Genomic DNA, 20,004 nt, shown 5'->3' on the forward strand with positions numbered 1-20,004 from the left:
CAGCCGGCCCGGTGCCGTCCGCGTGAAAAGCCGGCCCGGTGCCGTTAGCGTGACCCGGCGGTCGAGGTCGTCCGTCGTGCGCGGGGCGACGGTGTTCACGGCGGCGGCGGTCGTGGGCGCGATCGTCGCGAGCACGGTCTGGGTCGAGGCGACCGCGCGGGGCCACGTGTACGGCGTCGACGACGCGCCGGCCGCACCCGTCGCCCTGGTGCTGGGTGCTCGCGTGGAGAACGGCGCGCCGGCGCGCTATCTCGCGGCCAGGGTCGACGCCGCGGCACGGCTGGTCGAGTCCGGTCGGGTGGAGGTTCTGCTGTTGTCCGGCAACGGATCCGGGGACTCCGGGGACGAGATCGCCGCGATGACCGACGATCTCGTGGCGCGGGGGATCGATCCCGCACGCCTCGTGGCCGATCCGTTCGGACTGAACACTCGGGACTCGTGTCTGCGGGCCGCGCGCACTTTCGGGATCGCGCGGGCGCTGGTGGTCAGTCAGGGCATGCACACGGCCCGCGCGCTCGCCCAGTGTCGAGACGCCGGGATCGAGGCGGACGGGGTCGACGCCCCCGTCGCGGTGTCCCGCCCGGCCGCGATCCGGCAGTTCGGACGCGAGTTGCTGGCGAGGCCGAAGGCCGCGGCCACCCGGCTGCTGGGCACGCCGCCGACCGTCGAGTCACCGCCGACCGACGCCGTGCGGCGGGCCCTGGAGCTCGTCAGCCGGTGACGCCGCGCCGTGCCTTCTCCAGCGCGGCAAGGGTGGTCATGACGGTGGCGCGCTGCCGGGTGAGGTCGCTCAGCCGGGCGCGGGCGGGGAGACCGCTCGACGCCTCGGCATCGGCGATGCCGGCGTCGATCGCGCTCAACTGATCGAGCAGTCCGGCGACCCGGTCGGCCAGGGCGGCGACGTCGACCCCGGTGACGGACCCGGCGGGCGGAGTCGAACGAGTCGCGGCCGCGCGGGGTGCGGGGCCCGCGGTGCGGGAGGCGGACGTCGGCGGGTGCGCGGGGCGGAGCGTGGACGCCGCTCCGGCGCGGGACGACGACTTGCGGACGTCGGCGGCGGCCGGCCGCTTCGGCAGGCGCACGCGCTCGAGGGCGGCGCGGGCACTCCGGGCCGCCGTGCGGTGCTCGAGCTCCTCCTCGTCGTCGGAGGTGACGGCGCCGCCGAGCGGACGCAGGCCGTACATCCCGAGGAAGCGGCGGGCGGCGTCGATGGTCGACTCGTGCTCGCGGCAGTCGGCGCAGCGCGGCTCGTTCGCGAAATCCTGGACGTCCTCGCGGCTGCCGCACCAGACGCAGCCGCCCGGGCTCCACTTCCTCGGCGCGTCGTGCTCGGCGCGGGACACGGTGAGGGTGTCGGAGCCTGCGGTGGGGGAGTCGGTGGAGTCGGAACCGGCGGAGACGGAGCTGGCGGAGACGGAGTCGATCACGTCGACCGAGACTAGTGCAGACCGGTGCGGCCCCCCGCGGCCGGACCTGGTGCCGCCAGCGGCTTTTCGCCGCGGCGTGATCAACGTCATGGCCGACCCTTCCGCGCGCCCGCGTGCACGGTCATACTCGTCGATCGTGAGCACTCCCACCGTGACGACCGTCGCCGACGGCGTCCACGTCGCCGCCGGGCCCGACGTGAACTGGACGTTGCTGGTCGACGGCACCGACGTCACGCTGATCGACTCCGGGTACCCGCGGTACGTCGGTGCGGTGATCGAGTCGCTCGCCCGGCTGGGTCGCCGTCCGGAGGACGTGCGCGCAATCCTGTTGACGCACGCGCACATCGACCACATCGGCGGTGCCGCGCACTTCGCGGCCACGTACGGCACGCCGGTGCTGACGTCGTCGGTCGAGGCGCGGCACGCGCGTCGGGAGTACCTCGAGCAGGCGGGTCCCGCCGACGTCGTTCGCAACATCTGGCGGCCGGGGGCGGCGGCGTGGGCCCTGCGCATCGCACGTGCCGGAGGTACGCGCTCCGGTGCCGTGCCCGACGCGGACGGGTTCGAGGCCGTCGTCGACGCCGGGGGAGCACTGGACCTGCCGGGAGCACCGGTGCCGGTGGCCTCGCCCGGGCACACGTCGGGACATACCGGCTACCACCTCCCGCACACGGGTGCGCTCCTCACGGGCGACGCGCTCATCACCGGGCACGCGCTGTGCCGCCACGTCGGGGCGCAGATGCTGCCGAACCTCTTCGCGCACGATCGCGAGGGCGAGATCGCCGCTCTCGACGCCTTCACCGGGCGCGACGCGGACGTCCTGATCCCGGGGCACGGTCCGGTGATGCGGGGGTCGGTCGACGCGGCCGTCGACCGGGCCCGGCGACGCGCCGGGGTGGCGTGACGCCGGGAAACTAGCTGCGCGGTCGGCGAATGCGGATGGGCCCCTTGGCCGTCGACGGGTCCACCACCGACCCGCCCTGCGTGATCTCCACCTCGCCGCGGGCGACCAGGCGGCGGGCGGCGCGGCGCACCGGTTCCATCAGCGGCCGCCAGTCGTCGGGTGCCACCGCGCGGGCGACATCCGACGGGCAGATCGAGGAGTCCCACGCGCGGGAGTCGAGCAGGCGACCGATCTCGCCCTCGAGGTCGTGCTCGGGGGCGCGACGGGCCGCGGTGCGGCAGGAATCGCTGCAGTACTTCACCGAGTCCCAGTCACGTTCCCACTTCTTCCGCCACTCGATCCGGCGCCCGCACACGGCGCAGGTCTTGTCCGGCACGGTCGTCGTCTCGCGCTTGCGGTGGGCCACCTCCTCGATTGTGCCCGTGCCCCGTCGTCACGGTCGGGGGTCGGGGCTAGCGTGAGCGAGTGCAACGACAGTCGTCCCCGCGATCGACCACCACCGTGGGCACGGCCGCGGGTGTCGGCGCCTACGGCCTGTGGGGCCTGTTCCCGGCGTACTTCGGTCTGCTGAGCTTCGCCGGCGCCCTCGAGGTGCTCGCGCATCGCATCGTGTGGACGCTGGTGCTCATGGCCGTCGTGCTGGCGGTGCTGGGCCGGCTCGGCACGCTACGTGGGCTGTCGCTGCGGACGTGGGCGGTGGTGGCGTCGGCGTCGGCGTTCATCGCGATCAACTGGGGCACCTACATCTACGCGGTCTCGTCCGGTCGGGTGGTGGAGGCCGCGCTCGGGTACTTCGTCAATCCGTTGGTCAGCGTGCTGCTCGGGGTGGTGATCTTCCGCGAGCGTCTCGCGCGGGCGCAGACGGCGGCGCTGGTGCTTGCGGCGATCGCCGTGGTCGTCCTCACCGTCGACTACGGGCGGCCGCCCGTGATCGCACTCACGCTGGCACTGTCCTTCGCCTGCTACGGCGTGATGAAGAAGATCGTGCCGCTCGAACCGACCACGTCGCTGACGGCCGAAGGTCTGGTGGCCGCGCCGATCGCGGTGGTGTTCCTCGTCTGGCTGGGTGTGAGCGGGGGAGCGGGTGCGTTCTCGGAGGGGCCGTGGCACGCCGCTTTGTTGCTCACGGCGGGGCCCGTCACCGCCGTTCCGCTGCTGCTGTTCGGCGTGGCCGCGCAGAAGATCCCGCTGGTCACCCTCGGCCTGCTCCAGTACCTCACGCCGGGGCTGCAGATGGCCTGGGGCGTGCTGGTCCTGCACGAGGACATGCCGGCTTCACGGTGGGTCGGATTCGCGCTCATCTGGTGCGCGCTCGCGGTGTTCACGGTCGGTTCGGTCCGCCGGATGCGGGCCGAACGGGTGGCCACGGTGCCCGCCGAAGCGGTGGTGGCGGACCCCGGCCGGTGACCGTCGGCGCGTCCCTTCCGTCACTCGCGCACCGGCCCGCGTGTACGACGAATCGTGTCGGTCGGACGGCTTAGAGTGGCTCCCGTGTCGGACTTCGTTCATCTCCACAATCACACCGAGTACTCCATGCTGGACGGCGCCGCGAAGATCGCGCCGCTGTTCGCGGAGGCGCAGCGCCTCGGGATGAGCGCGGTGGGAATGACCGACCACGGCAACATGTACGGGGCCAGCGAGTTCTACAACGAGGCCAAGAAGGCCGGCATCAAGCCGATCATCGGGATCGAGGCGTACATCGCGCCGGAGTCGCGCTTCGACAAGAAGCGCGTGCTGTGGGGCGATCGCAGTCAGAAGTCGGACGACGTGTCGGGCAGCGGTGCGTACACGCACATGACCATGGTCGCGGAGAACGCCACCGGTCTGCGGAACCTGTTCAAACTGTCGTCGCTCGCGTCCATCGAGGGGCAGCTGGGCAAGTGGGCGCGCATGGACGAGGAGCTCATCGCCACCCATGCCGAGGGCATCATCGCGACCACCGGATGCCCGTCCGGCGAGATCCAGACCCGCCTGCGCCTCGGGCACGAGCGGGAGGCGCTCGAGGCCGCGGCCAAGTGGCAGGAGATCTGGGGTCCGGACAATTTCTTCCTCGAGCTGATGGACCACGGGCTGTCCATCGAGCGGCGCGTGCGGGAGGGCCTGCTGCGCATCGGCGAGCAGCTCGGCATCCCCCCGCTCGCGACCAACGACTGCCATTACGTCACCAAGGACGCCTCCACCAATCACGAAGCGTTGCTGTGCATCCAGACCGGCAAGACGCTCTCGGATCCCACGCGCTTCAAGTTCGACGGGGACGGCTACTACCTCAAGTCGGCCGAGGAGATGCGCGCGCTGTGGGACTCGGAGGTGCCCGGTGCGTGCGATTCGACTCTGCTGATCGCCGAGCGGGTGCAGTCCTACGACGAGGTGTGGGAGCACCGGGACCGCATGCCGATCTTCCCGGTGCCAGAGGGGGAGACCCAGGGCTCCTTCCTGACCAAGGAGGTCGAGCGCGGCCTCGAGTGGCGTTTCCCCGACGGGGTGCCGCAGGAATACCGGGATCGCGCGAAGTACGAGATCGCCGTCATCCTCGAGATGGGCTTCCCGGCCTACTTCCTCGTGGTCGGTGACCTCATCAAGCACGCGCGCGAGGTCGGCATCCGCGTCGGACCGGGTCGTGGATCGGCCGCCGGGTCCCTCGTGGCCTACGCGATGGGCATCACCAACATCGACCCGCTCCCGCACGGGCTGCTCTTCGAGCGCTTCCTGAACCCCGAGCGCGTGTCGATGCCCGACATCGACATCGACTTCGACGATCGCCGCCGCGGGGAGATGGTGCGCTACGCCACCGAGAAGTGGGGCAGCGACCGGGTGGCGCAGGTGATCACCTTCGGCACCATCAAGACCAAGGCGGCCATCAAGGACTCCGCCCGCGTGCAGTTCGGCCAGCCCGGTTTCGCCATCGCCGACCAGATCACCAAGGCTCTGCCGCCGCCCATCATGGCCAAGGACATCTCGGTCGCCGGCATCACCGACCCCACGCACGAGCGGTACAAGGAAGCCGCCGAGGTCCGCTCGCTCATCGAGTCCAACCCGGACGTCGCCAAGATCTACGACACCGCCCGCGGCCTCGAGGGGCTGATCCGTAACGCCGGCGTCCACGCCTGCGCGGTCATCATGTCCTCCGAGCCGCTCACCGACGCCATTCCGGTGTGGAAGCGTCCGCAGGACGGCGCCATCATCACCGGGTGGGACTACCCGTCCTGCGAGGCCATCGGCCTGCTCAAGATGGACTTCCTGGGCCTGCGCAACCTCACGGTCATCGGGGACGCGATCGACAACATCAAGGCCAATCGCGGGATCGAGCTGGACCTCGACACGCTCGGCCTCGACGATCCTGCGACGTACGAATTGCTCGCCCGCGGTGACACCCTCGGCGTGTTCCAGCTCGACGGCAGCGCCATGCGCGACCTGCTCCGCCGGATGCAGCCCACCGGCTTCGAGGACATCGTGGCGGTCCTCGCGCTGTACCGCCCGGGTCCGATGGGCATGAACGCGCACAACGACTACGCCGATCGCAAGAACGGACGCCAGCAGGTCACCCCGATCCACCCCGAGCTCGAGGAACCACTCGCGGAGATCCTGAAGGACACCTACGGGCTCATCGTGTACCAGGAGCAGATCATGCAGATCGCTCAGAAGGTCGCGGGGTACTCGCTGGGGCAGGCCGACATCCTCCGCCGCGCGATGGGCAAGAAGAAGCTCTCGGTGCTCGAGGAGGCCTACGCGGGATTCCGAGAAGGCATGCTGGGCAACAACTTCTCCGAACCCGCCATCAAGGCCCTCTGGGACACCATCCTCCCGTTCGCGGGCTACGCGTTCAACAAGTCGCACGCCGCGGGATACGGGCTCGTCTCGTACTGGACCGGCTATCTCAAGGCCAACTACCCGGCGGAGTACATGGCGGGTCTGCTCACGTCCGTCGGCGACGACAAGGACAAGGCCGCGGTCTACCTGGCCGACTGCCGCAAGCTCGGGATCACCGTGCTGCCGCCCGACGTCAACGAGTCCGAGCAGAACTTCGCGTCGGTGGGGGAGGACATCCGATTCGGCATGGGCGCGGTGCGCAACGTCGGGGCCAACGTGGTGTCGTCGATCATCGCGGCGCGCACGGAGAAGGGGAAGTTCACCGACTTCTCCGACTACCTGGCGAAGATCGATGCCACCGCGTGCAACAAGAAGGTCACCGAATCTCTCGTCAAGGCCGGCGGTTTCGACTCGCTCGGCCACCCTCGCAAGGGTCTGGTACTGGTGCATGCCGACGCGATCGACTCCGTCCTGGGCACCAAGAAGGCCGAAGCCATCGGCCAGTTCGACCTGTTCGGCGGGGTCGACGCCGACGAGTCCGTCACCAGCGTGTTCAACGTCAAGATCCCGGACGAGGAGTGGGACACCAAGCACCGCCTGGCCCTCGAGCGAGAGATGCTGGGGCTCTACGTCTCCGGACATCCGCTGAACGGGGTCGAGCACGTGCTGGCCGCGCAGTCCGACACGGCGATCCCCACGATTCTCGAGGGTGGGCTCAAGGACGGCACGCAGGTCACCGTCGGCGGCATCCTGGCCTCGGTGAATCGTCGTGTGAACAAGAACGGCCTGACGTGGGCGTCGGCACAACTCGAAGATCTCTCCGGCGGTATCGAGGTGCTGTTCTTCCCGCAGGCGTACTCGGTGTTCGGCGCCGACGTCGCCGAGGACTCCGTGGTCCTGGTCAAGGCGCGCGTCTCCGCGCGTGACGATCGCATCTCGCTCATCGCCAACGATCTCGCCGTACCGGATCTCTCCGCGGTGGGCGTCGCCAAGCCCCTCGCGGTCAGTCTGCCCACCCGGCTCTGCACGGCCGACAAGGTCGGCGCGCTCAAGCGGGTGCTGGCCAGCCATCCCGGGACGTCCGACGTTCACCTGCGGTTGTTGAGCGGAGACCGGGTGACGGTACTCAAGGTGGACGAGAAGCTGCGGGTGACGCCGTCCTCGGCGCTCATGGGGGACCTCAAGGCGTTGCTGGGACCGGGCTGTCTCACGGTCTGAGCAGCACCTGCCGGTACCGTCGAGGCGTCGACGCACGACATCACGTCAACGAAAGGACGCCCCTGTGATCACCGACTTCATCAACCTGATCCTCAGCGGCATCGGCGGGATCGCCGCCGGCTCGAGTGGGTTCTACCTGGCCCCCGGTGTACTGCCCTTCGGCCTCTGATCCCTCCCGGCTCGACCGAGTCCGAGACGACGACGGCGCCCGCCCCCGGTCATCGGGGAGCGGGCGCCGTCGTCCGTGTCGGAGGCGATGGTGCCGTCGGTGTCGTCAGGCCGACCGAGCCGTCAGAGGCGGCGGTGCGACCGCTCGGCCAGAGGAAGGGCGAGCCAGAGCGCCACGGCGGCCGCGGCTCCCGTCAAGACACCCACGTGCAGGGCGGTGACCGACCCGACGGCCACGGCGAGCACCAGGCCGACCACGAGGGCCTCGAGCTTCCACACGGGCCACGGCGTGCCCGCCAGGTCGACCGTGCGGACGGATCCTCGACGCGCAGCGGCGCCGGCATCGAACGTGGTCATGCTCGCCTCCCGAAGTGGACGGTCGTGGGGACCCGATCTCTCCGCCTCAGCGTACACGGAAGCAGAAGTTCGGGCACCCGAACTCCACTGTTGAAGGCCGATTCGGTTGCCGTCGGGGGCACGGCTGTGTTCACTGGAACCATGCCGCTACAGGGTGAGTACGCACCGAGTCCGTCCACCTGGGCCGCCGAGCAGGCGGACCTCTACGAGAACTCCGGAGGGACGGAGGGCACCGAGCTGAACGGCCGTCCCGTCATCCTCCTGACCACCGTGGGAAACAAGAGCGGCAAGCTGCGCCGCACGCCCCTCATGCGCGTCGAGCACGAGGGCAAGTACGCCGCGGTGGCCTCGCTGGGCGGCGCTCCCAAGCACCCGGTCTGGTACTACAACGTGCTGGCCGAGCCGCACGTGGAACTGCGGGACAAGACGCAGAAGTGGGACATGACCGCCCGCGAGGTGCACGGCGCCGAGAAGCAGGAGTGGTGGGACCGCGCCGTGGAGGCCTTCCCCGACTACGCCGAGTACCAGAAGAAGACGGACCGGGAGATCCCGGTCTTCGTTCTCGAGCCGCGCTGAGTTCTCGGAGCGCCCGGTGTCGGCCCGGTCCGACGACACGGGCCCGGTCCGGCCCGGTGAACTGGGCCGACCCCGACGTGGCAGCATGGTCCGGGTGATCGTGAGCACCACCTCCGGACCCGTGACGGCCCCCGCCGCACCGTCGGGGACGGCGCGCACCGAGTCGGCCCTGCCCACCGCGGCGGATGTCGACGCCGCCGCCGGCCGTCTCCGCGGTATCGCGACGGTGACCCCGCTGGAACCGTGCGACCGGCTGTCGGCGGACACGGGGGCGCGCGTGTTCCTCAAGCGCGAAGATCTGCAGCGGGTGCGGTCCTACAAATTGCGCGGCGCGTACAACCTCATGGTGCAGCTCACCGAGACCGAGCGCGCCGCGGGCATCGTCGCTGCCAGCGCCGGCAACCACGCGCAGGGTGTCGCCTTCGCGTGCCGGATGCTCGGCGTCCGCGGCCGTATCTACGTCCCGACGACGACGCCGCGGCAGAAGCGCGACCGCATCGCGTTCCACGGCGGCGATCTCGTGCAGGTCATCAGCGTCGGGTCCACTTTCGACGCCGCGGCTGCGGCGGCGGCCGAGGACGTGGCGCGGACCGGGGCGACCATCGTTCCGCCCTTCGACGATCCGCGGACGGCTGCCGGGCAGGGGACCATCGCCGCGGAGATCCTCGACCAACTGGACACCGCGCCGGACGTCGTGGTGGTGCCGGTGGGCGGCGGCGGCTGCGCCGCAGGAATTGCGACCTACCTCGCCGAGCGATCGCCGCACACCCGGGTCGTGGCGGCCGAACCGGCCGGCGCGGCGTCGCTGACGGCCGCCCTGGTGGCCGGGGGCCCGGTGACGCTCGACGAGATCGACCCGTTCGTCGACGGCGCCGCCGTGCGCCGCATCGGGGCGCTGCCGTACGCCGTGCTGTCCGCGCGCGAGACGGAGGTGGTCCAGATCGACGAGGGCGCCATCTGCACCGCCATGCTCGACCTCTATCAGAGCGAAGGTGTCATCGCCGAACCGGCGGGCGCACTGTCGGTGGCGGCACTGGCCGCGATCACCGTTCCTGCCGACGCCACGGTGGTGTGTCTGGTGTCGGGCGGCAACAACGACGTGTCCCGCTACGGCGAGATCCTCGAGCGGTCGCTGGTGCACCGTGGTCTCAAGCACTACTTCCTGGTCGACTTCCCCCAGGAGCCCGGCGCGTTGCGGACGTTCCTCGACTCGGTGCTCGGGCCGGACGACGACATCACGTTGTTCGAGTACGTCAAACGCAACAACCGGGAAACCGGGGCGGCACTGGTCGGCGTCGAGCTGGGTGTCGCGGGGGCACTGTCCGAGCTGCTCGAGCGCATGGAGGCGTCGCCGATGCACGTCGAGCACCTCGAGCCGGGTACACCTGCCTACCGCTACCTGACCTGATCGCGGAGCAACCGCTCGACGACGCGGCGGTGCAGGTCCGGATCCGGCCCCGGTAGCCCGACCAGGGCGGCCAGGTAGAGCCCGTCGCCCACCAGCCGCACGATCTCCGCGTGCACGGGGTCGTCGAACTCGTCCTGCAGCACGCGGTCGTACATCCCCATCATCTCGACGACGGCATCCTGGACCGCGCCCGGCGTGCCGTCGGTGCTGCGGAACGCCGCGAGGGTGGATCGGAAGAGTGCGATCTCGAGGGCGTCGTCGGGGTCGGTCCCGGCGGAACCGGTGCTGCCGGCGGACGACGACGGTGTGGCGAGCGGGGAGAGGTACCACTCGGCCAGCGACGTGCCCGCGTCCGCCGCGTGGACGCGCTTGCGTTCGGCCCGCTCGCCCAGGCGTCGCACCATGGCGGCCATCATCGCGTCCTTGCTCGGAAAGTGGTACAGCAGACCGCCTTTCGACACTCCGGCACGTGCGGCGACGGCATCGAGGGTGGCCTTGTCGGTGCCGTCCCGCACCAGGATTTCCTCCAGTGCGTCCAGAATGCGGTCCCGCGTCTCGGTGGCCATCGCCTCACTGTACCGGCTGGACGGTCGTTGCTATGCTCGCTCGGTCCGCTGTACCGGCTGGACGGTTGGAAGGAGTGTCTCGTGTCCCTGTTCGTCGCCCCCGAGGCCGCGCGCGCCACGCGCCGTGACTGGGTGGGCCTGTGCGTTCTCGCCGGAGCGGTGATGCTGGTCGCCGTCGACGGGACGGTGCTCGACATCGCGCTGCCGTTCCTCAGCGCCGATCTGCAACCCACCGGCACCGAGCTGCTGTGGATCATCGACATCTACTCGTTCGTGCTCGCCGGTCTCCTGGTGACCATGGGCACGCTGGGAGACCGGATCGGGCGCCGACGGTTGCTGTTGATCGGGTCGGTGGGTTTCGGGTTGTCGTCGGTGGTCGCCGCGTTCGCCGTCGACCCCGCCATGCTCATCGCCGCCCGCGTGATGCAGGGCGTCGCCGGTGCCACGCTCATGCCCGCGACGCTCGGGCTCATCCGGTCGATGTTCGCCCACCCGGCCGAACGCACCCTCGCCATCGGCGTGTGGGGTGCGATGGCCGGTGGCGGCGCAGCGGCCGGTCCTGTCGTCGGTGGCGTGCTGCTCGAGCACTTCTGGTGGGGGTCGGTGTTCCTGATCAACGTGCCGGTCATGATCGTGCTCGTCGTCGCCGGTCCGTTCGCGATTCCGGAGTCGAAGGATCCCGCGCCCGGTGCGTTCGACCTGCCGAGCGCTCTGCTGTCCATCGTCTCGATCGTGCCGCTGGTCTACGTCGTCAAGGAGGCCGTCGCGCACGGCCCCGGAGTCGAGCTGGCGCCGATCGCCCTGGTCGGCCTGGCCGCGGGGGTCGCGTTCGTCGGGCGACAGCGGCGCTCGACCTCCCCGATGATCGACCTGAGCCTGTTCGCGCAGCGGCAATTCTCCACCGCCGTGGTCACGAATCTGCTGTCCGTCTTCGCGCTGGCGGGGGTGCTGTTCTTCGGCTCGCAGTACCTGCAGTCGGTGCTCGGACTGTCACCGCTGGCCGCCGGACTGTTCCTGATCCCGGGCACCGCGGCCAACATGGCGGCGTCGCTGCTCGCCGCCTACCTCGTCCGGCGGTGGCGGCCCGGCACGGTGCTCACCGGGGGTCTGCTCGTCGGCGCGCTCGGAGCACTGGTGCTGACCCGACTCGGGACGGTGGACGGCCGCCTGACGTTCGTCGTGGCCTTCGTCGCCGTCGGTGTCGCCGCCGGTCTGGCCCTCACCCTCACCTCCGATCTCGTCGTCGGCTCGGTGCGACCCGAACGCGCCGGCGCCGCGTCGGCCGTGTCGGAAACGGCCTACGAGCTCGGCATCGCCCTGGGTGTCGCCGTGCTCGGGTCCGTCGTCATGGGCATCTTCCGCTCCGGCGTCGACGTCACGGGCCTGACTGCCGAGAACGCCGGTCACGCCCGCGAGACGTTGGGAGAGGCCGTCGCGCTGGCCGGGTCGCTCTCCGGTGAGGTCGGGGACGTGCTGCGCGGCTCGGCGCAGGCGGCGTTCGTGGACGGCATGCACGCCGCCGCGACGGTCACCGCGGCGGTCCTGGTCACCAACGCGGTGCTGGTGGCGTGGGCGCTGCGCAGGCGGCCGGATCAGGTGAGCACGACGAAGGAGTGACCGGGCAGGGTGGTCGAGGAGCCGGTGCGGTCGCTGGTCGTCTCGCTCGACCACAGCACCGGCGTGCCGCCGACGGGGACGGTGACCGGGGTATCGGACAGGTTGCACGCCAGCGCCGTCCCTCGCCCCGGTGTCCCGACGCGCTTGCGGTGCACCACGATCCAGCGTTCGTCCTCGTCGTGGTCCACCCGGACGTTCGTCAGCCACGGGTCGGTGAACTCGGGCCGCTCGGCGCGCAGGGCGAGCAGGCTGCGGTAGATCTCCAACAGGGCCGCGTGCTTCCCGACGGTGACCTCGCTCCAGTTCAGCTTCGAGCGCTCGAAGGTCGCCGGGTCCTGCGGATCCGGGATGTCGTCGGAATCCCAGCCGTGCGAGGCGAATTCGGCCTTGCGTCCCTCCGCGGTGGCCTTGCCCAGTTCGGGTTCGGGGTGCGAGGTGAAGAACTGGAACGGTGACGACGCGTCGAACTCCTCGCCCATGAAGAGCATCGGGGTGAAGGGGGACAACAGGATCAGGGCGGCCTTGACGGCCTGCTGACCGGTGGTGAGGTAGTGACCCGGCCGGTCACCGACCGCGCGGTTGCCCACCTGGTCGTGGGTCGTGGTGTACGCGACCAGGGAACTGGCCGGCAGCACCCGCGGGTCGACCGGTCGACCGTGGATTCGGCCTCGGAACGAGGAGTACGTTCCGGCGTGGAAGAAGCCGTGACCGATCGTCGTCGCGAGGCAGGACATCGAGCCGAAGTCGCCGAAGTAGCCCTGCCGCTCGCCGGACACCGCCGCGTGCACCGCGTGATGGACGTCGTCGTCCCACTGGGCGGTGAGACCGTAGCCGCCGCCCGCGCGCGGGGTGATCAGCGTCGGGTCGTTCAGGTCGCTCTCGGCGATCAGGGACAGCGGGCGCCCGACGTGCGCGGAGAGCGATTCGGTTTCGACGGCCAGCTGCTCGAGGATGTGCACCGCGGTGGTGTCGGCGAGGGCATGGACCGCGTCGAGTCGCAATGCGTCGATGTGGAACTCGTCGAACCAGCGCAGGGCGTTGTCGACGATGTAGCGGCGCACCACGTCCGACCCGCTCTCGGCGACGTTGACGGTCTGCCCCCAGGAATTCGCGCCCTCGGCGAGGTACGGACCGAACTTCTCGAGGTAGTTGCCGGACGGGCCGAGGTGGTTGTAGACCACGTCGAGCGCGACGGCCAGCCCGCGGGCGTGGCAGGCGTCGACGAAGCGCTGCAGCCCGGCCGGGCCGCCGTATCCTTCGTGCACCGTGTACCAGAGGACGCCGTCGTAGCCCCAGTTGTGGGTGCCGTTGAAGCCGTTGACCGGCATGACCTCGACGAAGGTGACCCCCAGGTCGACCAGGTGGTCGAGCTTGCCGATCGCGGCGTCGAACGTGCCCTCCGGGGTGAACGTGCCGATGTGCAGTTCGTAGAGGACCCCGCCCGCCAACCGGCGGCCGGTCCAGCCGTCGTCCGTCCACGCCGTGCGGTCGACGTCGAACACCGCCGACGGCTCGTGCACGCCGTCGGGCTGGCGGGGTGAGCGCGGATCGGGGATCACCGCGTCGTCGTCGCCGAGAACGAAGCCGTACCGTGCCCCGTCCGCCGCGGGAACGTCCACCGACCACCAGCCGTCCGTCTCGTGCATGTCGTGCAACTCGCCGTCCAGGTGCAGACGCACGCGGTCGGGGGTCGGCGCCCACACGGAGAACGTGCGGGTGGCGGCGGTGTCCGAGGACGGGGAGGGGCTCATGCGTCCCCGATACCCGGGCGGCGGCTCGTCCACACCCGAACCCCCTCCGCTATGACCGACGTCGCGCTACGGTGAGCGCGCCACGGTTCGTCGGGGACCGTGTTCCGGGGGGAAATCATGGTGCTGCCGCGTCCTGTTCTGCTGCGCCGTCTCGGGGTCCTCGTGGCCACGCTGGCCCTGGCGTCGACGCTCACCGCGGGACCGGCGTCCGCCGTGCCCGTCGTGACGGTGGCCGGCGGTGCCGTCTCCGGGTTCTCGCGGGACGGCATCGACCAGTACTTCGGCGTGCCGATGGCCGTGGCCGACCGGTACGCCTCGCCGCGGCCGGCGCCGGGATGGACCGGCGTCCGGGAGGCGGTCCGGCACGACGATCAATGCCCGCAGGCCGTGCCGCTCCCGATCGACCTTCCGCCGATCCCCGCACTGCCGGCGAATTCGGAGGACTGCCTCGGCATCGACCTCTACGTTCCGCCGAACGCGGCGGGCCGATCGCTCCCGGTCATGGTGTACCTGTACGGCGGGGCGTTCGTGGTCGGCAACACCACGCAGTACGACTCGCCGTCCCAGCTGGTGCGCGACGGCGACGTGATCGTCGCGATCCCGAACTACCGCGTCGGCTCCTTCGGGTTCCTCGCCCTGCCCGAGCTCGCCGCCGAATCCGGCGGTGCGACGGGCAATCAGGGCATCGAGGATCAGCAGTTCGCGCTGCGCTGGGTGCGCGACAACATCGCCGCGTTCGGCGGCGACCCGTCGAACGTCACGATCTTCGGCGAGTCCGCGGGTGGGATGAGCGTGTGCACGCACCTCGCGTCGCCGCGCTCGGCCGGACTGTTCCACAAGGCGATCGTGCAGAGCGGGCCGTGTTCGCGGAGCCCCCTCGTCCCGCCGAGTCGTGAGGTCGCCTTCGCTCGCGGAGCGGCCTTCGCAGAGGAGATGGGGTGCGGCGACGGTCCGGGGCGGCTCGCCTGCTTGCGCAGCGTGCCGGTCGATGGGCTGCTGGAGTCCACCACGCACTCGTTCACGAGCCCGAACGCGACGTGGACACCGGTCGTCGACGGCGTCGTGCTGACCGATACCCCGGAGGGTGCTCTCCGCGCCGGCGCCTCGGCCGACGTGCCGATCCTGATGGGCAGCAACTCCGAGGAGGGCGGCACCTTCGTCGTGCTCTTCGACTACGCCGCCGGCCGCGTGCCCACCGCCGAAAGTGTCGCGGCGTCGGTGCGCGAGGTCTATCCCGAGGACGCGGACGCGATCCTGGCCACCTATCCCGTCGCCGCCTACCCGACGCCCGCCGACGCCCTGTCCGCGGTGTGGACCGATTCGCTCTTCGCCTGTCCGACCGTCGTCACCGCGGACGCGGCCCGAGCAGGCGGCGCGCGGGTGTGGCAGTACCGCTTCACCGATGCGCCGCTCGCGCCGAGCGGGCCACTGCTGCCCGGGGCGTTCCACGCGGCGGACGTGCCCTATCTGTTCTCTCGGCTCGGCGGTATCCCGGTGCCGTGGACGGGCTCCGCCGCCGCCCTCGCCGACCGCATGAAGCGCACGTGGGCGACCTTCGCGCACACCGGCGACCCGAACGGCCCCGGCCTGCCCGCCTGGCCGGACTCCGGTGCCTCCGGCCACCCGGCCCTGCAGATCGATCGCGACCGCGCAGAGCCGGTGACCGACGTCGCCGACGTCCATCGGTGCGGGTTCTGGGCGGGCGTCTCGCCGGCGGATCGCGTGCAGTAGTCCGTGCCGTACACGGATTTCCGCACACGATCGGGGCGGCGACAGTGGCACAGTGGAGTAGGTGACCACCCACTCGCCGCTGCCCATGTTCCCGCTCGGCAGCGTGATCCTGCCCGGTGACGCCCTCCCGCTCCACGTCTTCGAACCGCGATACCGCGCGATGATCGAGGACATCGTCGTCGGCGACGCGCAGTTCGGGGTGGTGTTGATCGAGCGGGGCCACGAAGTCGGCGGCGGTGACGTCCGCGGAACGGCCGGCGTGATGGTGCGGGTCGATCAGGCGGTGCAGACGCCCGACGGTCGGTACGTCCTCGAGTGCACCGGGCTCCACCGCATCCGTGTTCTCGAGTGGCTGCCGGACGATCCGTACCCCCGCGCCACCGTGGAGGACTGGCCCGACTCGGACCACGAGCCCGCCCGCGACGAGCAGTACCAACAGGTGCGGGACCTCACCGAGCGACTGTTCGACGTTCTGCGAGACATCTCGGAGCGTCGTGACCTGCCGCCGCCGGAGACCCCGGTGCTCGATCCGGCCGGGGCGTACGGCGAGCCGACGTCCCTGTGGGAGTTCGCGTCGTCGTTGCCGTTGGGGTCGGCGGACCGCGCGAAGGTCCTCACGGCGGAGACGCCGGGGGAGCGGCTGCGGGTGCTGGCGTCCGCGGTCGAGGACGTCACCGCCGTCGCCGAATTCTCGCGGGGATAAGGTCGACAGGGTCGCAGGAGTCGACCGGCTCGACACGAGTCGTCGGGAGCGAGGAGAACGAACGTGGCGCACGAGCGAGCGGGACGACGCGCGGAGCCGTCCGATCTGGTCGACCTTCCGCACCTGGTCACCGCGTACTACACGCAGAAGCCGGATCCGGAGAACCCCGATCAGCAGGTGGTGTTCGGCACGTCCGGACACCGCGGCTCGAGTCTCGACGCGGCGTTCACCGAGGACCACATCGTGGCCACCACGCAGGCCATCGTGGAGTACCGCACCGAGCAGGGCATCACGGGTCCGATGTTCCTCGGCCGGGACACCCATGCGCTCTCCGAGCCCGCCTGGGCCTCCGCGCTGGAGGTGCTCGCCGCGAACGACGTTGCGGTCCTGATCGATTCGGCCGATCGCTACACCCCGACGCCCGCAGTCAGTCACGCGATCCTCCGGCACAACGCGTCCGGTTCCGCCGCGCAGGCGGACGGCATCGTCGTCACGCCGTCGCACAATCCGCCCCGCGACGGGGGCTTCAAGTACAACCCGCCGAACGGAGGTCCGGCCGACAGCGCCGCGACGTCCGTCATCGCCGCGCGAGCCAACGAGATTCTGCGACAGGGTGTCTCGTCCGTTCGACGCGTGCCGCTCGCACGGGCGTTGGCGCAGTCCGCCGAGAAGTACGACTACCTGGGGACGTACGTCGACGATCTCCCGTCCATCCTCGACCTCGACGCCGTGCGGTCCGCCGGCGTCCGCATCGGCGCCGACCCGCTCGGCGGAGCAGCGGTCGACTACTGGGGGGCGATCGCCGAGCGTCACCGGCTCGACCTCGAGGTCGTCAACCCGCTCGTCGACGCCACGTGGCGCTTCATGACGCTCGACACCGACGGCAAGATCCGCATGGACTGCTCGTCGCCCAACGCGATGGCGTCGCTCATCGAGGTGCGCGACCGGTACGACATCGCCACGGGTAACGACGCCGACGCGGACCGACACGGCATCGTCACGCCCGACGGCGGCCTGATGAACCCGAATCACTACCTCGCGGTCGCGATCGATTACCTGTTCTCGCACCGACCGGAGTGGTCGGCGGAGACGGCCGTCGGCAAGACGTTGGTGAGCTCGTCGATGATCGACCGGGTGGTGGCGGCACTCGGTCGTCGGCTGGTGGAGGTGCCGGTCGGCTTCAAGTGGTTCGTCGACGGATTGGTCACCGGCACATTGGGTTTCGGCGGCGAGGAGAGTGCGGGGGCGTCCTTCCTGCGGCGCGACGGGTCGGTGTGGACCACGGACAAGGACGGCATCGTGCTGGCCCTGCTCGCCTCCGAGATCACGGCGGTGACCGGCGAGACCCCGTCGCAGCGGTACGCCGCGCTGGCCGACCGCCACGGCGCCCCGTCCTACGCGCGGACCGACGCCCCGGCCTCGCGAGAGCAGAAGGCCGTGCTGGCGAAGCTGTCGGCGGATCAGGTGACCGCGACCGAGTTGGCGGGTGAGCCCATCACGGCGACGCTGACCACGGCGCCCGGCAACGGGGCCGCGCTGGGCGGGCTGAAGGTGACCACCGACAGCGCGTGGTTCGCCGCGCGCCCGTCCGGCACCGAGGACGTCTACAAGATCTACGCCGAGTCGTTCCGCGGCGACGATCATCTCGCCGAGGTGCAGGCGGCGGCGCGCGAGCTGGTGTCGTCCGTGCTGTCCGGAGCGTGACCGAGCCGGCCTCCGGGGGCCCGGAGGCTCGCGGGTCGACCGAGCGGGACATCCGGATCCTGATCTCGGCGGCGTTCGTCATCGCGCTCGGCTTCGGCATCGTCGCTCCCGCATTGCCGGGCTTCGCGCGGAACTTCGGGGTCACCGAATTCGCGGCGACGGCCATCATCAGTGCGTTCGCCGCCACCCGGCTGCTGTTCGCGCCCGCCTCCGGCGCGCTGGTGCAGCGCATCGGCGAACGACGCGTCTACATCACCGGGCTGACCGTCGTCGCCGTCTCGACGGGACTGTGCGCAGTCGCGCAGACGTACTGGCAATTGCTGGCGTTCCGGTCGCTCGGCGGTATCGGTTCCACGATGTTCACCGTGTCGGCGCTCGGGCTGCTCATCCGCATCGCACCGCCGGACCGGCGCGGCCGGGTGTCGGGCATGTACGCCTCGAGCTTTCTCGCCGGCACCGTGCTGGGACCGTTCGTGGGCGGGGTGGTGCTCGAGATCGGTGGCCTGCGAGCCCCGTTCGTGTTCTACGCGGTGACCCTCGTGATCGCCGCGGTCGTCGTCGCGGTCGGCCTGCGCAGTCCGGTGAAGGACGTCGACCTCGACTCGGCGCCCGTCGCGGTGCGTTTCGCCGACGCGGTCCGGTCGCCGATCTACCGGTCGGCCCTGCTGTCCAACTTCGCCAACGGCTGGGCCGTGTTCGGGGTGCGCACCGCGATCGTGCCGCTCTTCGTCGTCGCGGCACTGGGGCAACAGGATTCGATGGCGGCCATCGCGCTGGCGGTGTTCGCCGTCGGCAACGCCGTGGTGCTCGTCCCGGCAGGTCGGTGGTCGGACCGCTACGGCCGCAAGCCTTTCCTGATCGCCGGCCTGGCGGTCTGCGGCGCGACGACGGCCGGCATGGGGGTGTCCGGGTCGACCGTCGTGTTCCTGGTGCTCACCTTCGCCGCGGGCGTGGGTTCGGGTCTGATCACGCCGACCCAGCAGGCGGCGGTGGCCGACCTCGTCGGGTCGCGGGCACGCGGTGGTCCCGTGTTGGCGGCCTTCCAGATGGCGATGGACGTCGGGTCCGTCATCGGCCCGCTCGTGGCTGGTGTCCTGGTGGAGGAGCTGTCCTACGCGTGGGCCTTCGGCACGTCCGGGGCCATCCTGCTGATCGCCGCGGTGGGCTGGACGGTGGTGCCGGACACCGTCGGGCGTCCTCTCGTCGCGGAGCCCGCCGACTCCGGATCCCCGTCAGTCCGCGAGGCCGACCCCGATGAGCGATCCGACCGCGTACGTCGCGGCGACGGCCAGTCCGCCGAGGATCAGCTGCCGTAGCGCGCCGAGCACGGTCGACCGCGCGGTGAAGTGTGCGGCGACCGCACCGGCAGCCAGGAGGCCGACGCCGCCGCACGCGAGACCCGCGGCGAGCGAGGCGAATCCGAGCAGGAACGGGATCAACGGGATGATCGCGCCGATCGAGAACAGGACGAACGACGAGCCCGCCGCCACCCACGGGGACGGCTTCTCGTGCGGGTCGATGCCGAGCTCGCGGGAGATGTGCAGATCGACGGCGCGGTCGGCGTCCGTGTGGATCTCACGGGCGGCGGTGGTCGCGGTGCCCCGGGTCATGCCCATGTCGGTGAGCATGTCCACCAGCTCGGCCTCCTCGGCGTCCGGGTACTTCCGGAACGCGGCGCGCTCGGTGACCACCTCGGCGTCGATCTGCTCGTTCTGCGTGGTGACGGAGGTGTACTCGCCCAACGCCATCGAGAACGCGCCGGCCACCAGTCCGGCGACGCCGCTGAGGACCAGCGTGTGCGTCGTGACGCCCGCGCCGCCGACGCCCGCGATGAGCGAGGTGTTGGTCACCAGTCCGTCCATGGCACCGAACGTCGCCGCGCGCAACCACCCGCCGGAGACGTCGGCGTGGGAATGGTCGACCTCGTGGGGAACGATCGGGGCCGATCCGTCGGAGTCCTGAGCTGTGGTCACGGCCGAGAAACTACGCCCCGTTCCGCGGCGCTGCCAGCAAGCATCGGCTACCCTCAGCAGCGCTTTCAGGGTCGTATCAGCCCCTCGTGGCACC

Annotated in this window: 17 protein-coding genes and 1 pseudogene; 11 read left to right on the forward strand and 7 right to left on the reverse strand. The window is 70.7% G+C overall.

The window, feature by feature from the left end; all coding sequences use genetic code 11:
- The first annotated feature begins 76 nt into the window (after window positions 1–76).
- Window positions 77–721, forward strand: a complete 645-nt coding sequence (locus A3Q40_RS06050; RefSeq protein ID WP_082833783.1) for a SanA/YdcF family protein — start codon at window positions 77–79, stop codon at window positions 719–721.
- Here A3Q40_RS06050 and A3Q40_RS06055 read toward each other — a convergent pair.
- A complete protein-coding gene (locus A3Q40_RS06055) occupies window positions 711–1,427 on the reverse strand; it encodes a hypothetical protein (RefSeq protein WP_235606471.1) in 717 nt (238 codons plus the stop codon). The two genes, A3Q40_RS06050 and A3Q40_RS06055, sit on opposite strands and share 11 nt — an antisense overlap.
- A 136-nt stretch (window positions 1,428–1,563) precedes the next feature.
- Here A3Q40_RS06055 and A3Q40_RS06060 point away from each other — a divergent pair, with 136 nt between their 5' ends.
- Window positions 1,564–2,331: an MBL fold metallo-hydrolase gene (locus tag A3Q40_RS06060; RefSeq protein ID WP_308124875.1), complete on the forward strand. Its 768-nt coding sequence runs from the start codon at window positions 1,564–1,566 to the stop codon at window positions 2,329–2,331.
- A gap of 10 nt (window positions 2,332–2,341) precedes the next feature.
- Here the strand turns inward: A3Q40_RS06060 and A3Q40_RS20775 are convergent, their stop codons facing one another.
- Both A3Q40_RS20775 and A3Q40_RS21070 read right to left on the reverse strand, forming a co-directional pair.
- The gene (locus tag A3Q40_RS20775) at window positions 2,342–2,563 is read right to left on the reverse strand and encodes a DUF3253 domain-containing protein (protein WP_235606565.1); all 222 of its coding nucleotides are present in this window, start codon (window positions 2,561–2,563) and stop codon (window positions 2,342–2,344) included.
- A 90-nt stretch (window positions 2,564–2,653) separates the two neighbouring features.
- Window positions 2,654–2,737, reverse strand: a pseudogene (locus A3Q40_RS21070) (DUF2256 domain-containing protein); the annotation flags it as partial.
- 59 nt (window positions 2,738–2,796) lie between these two features.
- On the opposite strand from A3Q40_RS21070, the gene rarD reads away from it, so the two are divergent.
- Together rarD and dnaE are read left to right on the forward strand one after the other, a co-directional pair.
- Window positions 2,797–3,738, forward strand: a complete 942-nt coding sequence (gene rarD / locus A3Q40_RS06070; protein WP_068100474.1) for an EamA family transporter RarD — start codon at window positions 2,797–2,799, stop codon at window positions 3,736–3,738.
- Between the two features lie 126 nt (window positions 3,739–3,864).
- Window positions 3,865–7,356 (forward strand): DNA polymerase III subunit alpha, encoded by a 3,492-nt coding sequence (gene dnaE, locus A3Q40_RS06075; RefSeq protein WP_068105404.1) that lies wholly within the window; start codon window positions 3,865–3,867, stop codon window positions 7,354–7,356.
- Between the two features lie 291 nt (window positions 7,357–7,647).
- On the opposite strand, the gene A3Q40_RS06080 is transcribed toward dnaE, so the two are convergent.
- The gene (locus A3Q40_RS06080) at window positions 7,648–7,881 is read right to left on the reverse strand and encodes a hypothetical protein (protein ID WP_068100478.1); all 234 of its coding nucleotides are present in this window, start codon (window positions 7,879–7,881) and stop codon (window positions 7,648–7,650) included.
- Between the two features lie 141 nt (window positions 7,882–8,022).
- Here A3Q40_RS06080 and A3Q40_RS06085 point away from each other — a divergent pair, with 141 nt between their 5' ends.
- Window positions 8,023–8,457 (forward strand): nitroreductase family deazaflavin-dependent oxidoreductase, encoded by a 435-nt coding sequence (locus A3Q40_RS06085; RefSeq protein ID WP_068105407.1) that lies wholly within the window; start codon window positions 8,023–8,025, stop codon window positions 8,455–8,457.
- A gap of 121 nt (window positions 8,458–8,578) precedes the next feature.
- Window positions 8,579–9,865: a threonine ammonia-lyase IlvA gene (gene ilvA, locus A3Q40_RS06090; protein ID WP_371831468.1), complete on the forward strand. Its 1,287-nt coding sequence runs from the start codon at window positions 8,579–8,581 to the stop codon at window positions 9,863–9,865.
- Here the strand turns inward: ilvA and A3Q40_RS06095 are convergent.
- Window positions 9,853–10,431, reverse strand: a complete 579-nt coding sequence (locus A3Q40_RS06095; protein WP_068100480.1) for a TetR/AcrR family transcriptional regulator — start codon at window positions 10,429–10,431, stop codon at window positions 9,853–9,855. The genes ilvA and A3Q40_RS06095 overlap by 13 nt on opposite strands.
- Before the next feature lie 81 nt (window positions 10,432–10,512).
- Between A3Q40_RS06095 and A3Q40_RS06100 the strand changes: the two genes are divergently transcribed.
- A complete protein-coding gene (locus tag A3Q40_RS06100) occupies window positions 10,513–12,048 on the forward strand; it encodes an MFS transporter (RefSeq protein ID WP_235606472.1) in 1,536 nt (511 codons plus the stop codon).
- Here A3Q40_RS06100 and treZ read toward each other — a convergent pair.
- Window positions 12,024–13,799 (reverse strand): malto-oligosyltrehalose trehalohydrolase, encoded by a 1,776-nt coding sequence (treZ, locus tag A3Q40_RS06105; RefSeq protein WP_082833785.1) that lies wholly within the window; start codon window positions 13,797–13,799, stop codon window positions 12,024–12,026. The two genes, A3Q40_RS06100 and treZ, sit on opposite strands and share 25 nt — an antisense overlap.
- A gap of 99 nt (window positions 13,800–13,898) precedes the next feature.
- On the opposite strand from treZ, the gene A3Q40_RS06110 reads away from it, so the two are divergent.
- From A3Q40_RS06110 to A3Q40_RS06125, 4 genes are all read left to right on the forward strand, one after another.
- The gene (locus A3Q40_RS06110) at window positions 13,899–15,530 is read left to right on the forward strand and encodes a carboxylesterase/lipase family protein (protein ID WP_235606475.1); all 1,632 of its coding nucleotides are present in this window, start codon (window positions 13,899–13,901) and stop codon (window positions 15,528–15,530) included.
- A 61-nt stretch (window positions 15,531–15,591) separates the two neighbouring features.
- Window positions 15,592–16,233, forward strand: a complete 642-nt coding sequence (locus tag A3Q40_RS06115) for an LON peptidase substrate-binding domain-containing protein (RefSeq protein WP_235606477.1) — start codon at window positions 15,592–15,594, stop codon at window positions 16,231–16,233.
- 63 nt (window positions 16,234–16,296) lie between these two features.
- Window positions 16,297–17,937, forward strand: a complete 1,641-nt coding sequence (pgm, locus tag A3Q40_RS06120; protein ID WP_068100483.1) for a phosphoglucomutase (alpha-D-glucose-1,6-bisphosphate-dependent) — start codon at window positions 16,297–16,299, stop codon at window positions 17,935–17,937.
- Entirely contained in the window at window positions 17,934–19,253 is a 1,320-nt protein-coding gene (locus A3Q40_RS06125) for an MFS transporter (RefSeq protein WP_069972912.1), read from the forward strand. Before pgm ends, A3Q40_RS06125 begins: the two co-directional genes overlap by 4 nt.
- Here the strand turns inward: A3Q40_RS06125 and A3Q40_RS06130 are convergent.
- Window positions 19,170–19,910, reverse strand: a complete 741-nt coding sequence (locus tag A3Q40_RS06130; RefSeq protein ID WP_068100484.1) for a VIT1/CCC1 transporter family protein — start codon at window positions 19,908–19,910, stop codon at window positions 19,170–19,172. The two genes, A3Q40_RS06125 and A3Q40_RS06130, sit on opposite strands and share 84 nt — an antisense overlap.
- Between the last annotated feature and the right edge of the window lie 94 nt (window positions 19,911–20,004).

Origin of the sequence: Rhodococcus sp. PBTS 1 (genome assembly GCF_001620025.1) — a bacterium.
Lineage (GTDB): Bacteria > Actinomycetota > Actinomycetes > Mycobacteriales > Mycobacteriaceae > Rhodococcoides > Rhodococcoides kroppenstedtii.

Bases quoted from the DNA above. Each gene is read 5' to 3' on its own strand.
- treZ (WP_082833785.1), bottom strand. From the start codon at position 13,799: ATGAGCCCCTCCCCGTCCTCGGACACCGCCGCCACCCGCACGTTCTCC.
- dnaE (WP_068105404.1), top strand. From the start codon at position 3,865: ATGCTGGACGGCGCCGCGAAGATCGCGCCGCTGTTCGCGGAGGCGCAG.
- A3Q40_RS06080 (WP_068100478.1), bottom strand. From the start codon at position 7,881: ATGACCACGTTCGATGCCGGCGCCGCTGCGCGTCGAGGATCCGTCCGC.
- A3Q40_RS06085 (WP_068105407.1), top strand. From the start codon at position 8,023: ATGCCGCTACAGGGTGAGTACGCACCGAGTCCGTCCACCTGGGCCGCC.
- A3Q40_RS06095 (WP_068100480.1), bottom strand. From the start codon at position 10,431: ATGGCCACCGAGACGCGGGACCGCATTCTGGACGCACTGGAGGAAATC.